The sequence below is a fragment of the Acetobacter suratthaniensis genome, from assembly GCF_017377745.1.
Lineage (GTDB): Bacteria > Pseudomonadota > Alphaproteobacteria > Acetobacterales > Acetobacteraceae > Acetobacter > Acetobacter suratthaniensis.
In genome coordinates, this window is record NZ_JAFVMG010000054.1 from 1 (window position 1) to 940 (window position 940).

At 55.1% G+C, this 940-nt stretch carries 1 protein-coding gene; it reads right to left on the bottom strand.

The genetic code is table 11. From position 1 onward, the window contains the following. A partial coding sequence (locus tag J2D75_RS14265; RefSeq protein ID WP_207855455.1) for an IS110 family RNA-guided transposase occupies window positions 1-848 on the bottom strand: 848 nt, incomplete at its 3' end. Window positions 849-940 lie beyond the last annotated feature (92 nt).

A 940-nucleotide genomic window follows, 5' to 3' on the forward strand; every position in this document is an offset into this window, starting at 1 on the left:
GCTCCAACAACCAAAAGTTTGCGGAGATACTTGTCGCCCATTTTCGAAATTCGCCCCGAACGTTCTTTCCCACCGCTTGAGTTCTGCAAAGGTGTCAAACCCAGCCACGCCGCGAATTGACGCCCGGATTTAAACTGGCCTGGGTCGGTTACGGCTGCGGCGAACGCTGCGGCGCCGACCGGACCAACACCAGGCACTGTCGTCAGACGATGTGCGACATCATTCGTTCGGCACAGCACATGCAACTGGCGATCGACATCCCGAATCTGCTCGTGAGCAAGCAAAGCCTGCCTTGCCAGAACCTGCAGCATGGCAAGAGCAGGTTCTGGCAGATCCATACCCACATCACCATCAAGAGATTTCTCAAGAAGGTGCAGGGCATTGTTAATGCCCTGAGGGATACAGACCCCAAACTCGGCCAAATGCCCGCGCGCCATGTTAATGAGTTGTGTGCGCTGTTTGATGATCAGGGAGCGTACCCGATGGAGTGACAATTCCGCCTGCTGTTCGCGTGACTTCACCGGAACAAAACGCATCGTCGGTCGCATGACGGCTTCACATATCGCTTCAGCATCGGCAGCATCCGTTTTGCCGCGCTTCACGTATGCTTTGACATAGGCTGGCGGCATGAGCCTGACTTCATGGCCGAGCTTCTGCAGTTCCCGCGCCCAATAGTGAGACGTGCCACACGCCTCAATGCCAATCAGGCACGGCGAAAGCCTCGTGAAAAATGGAATGACTTGCACCCGACGTAGCGCTTTCCGCACTACAACGGTACCCGCCTCATCTATGGCATGCACTTGAAAGACGTTCTTCGCCAGATCAAGACCAATCGTGGTAATCGTCATATCGGGTGGCTCCTCTGCCAGAAGGACACAATGATAATGTTCTCACCTTTGGCACTATAGATGCCGTGAGCGGGAGCCATCCACCCCATCTA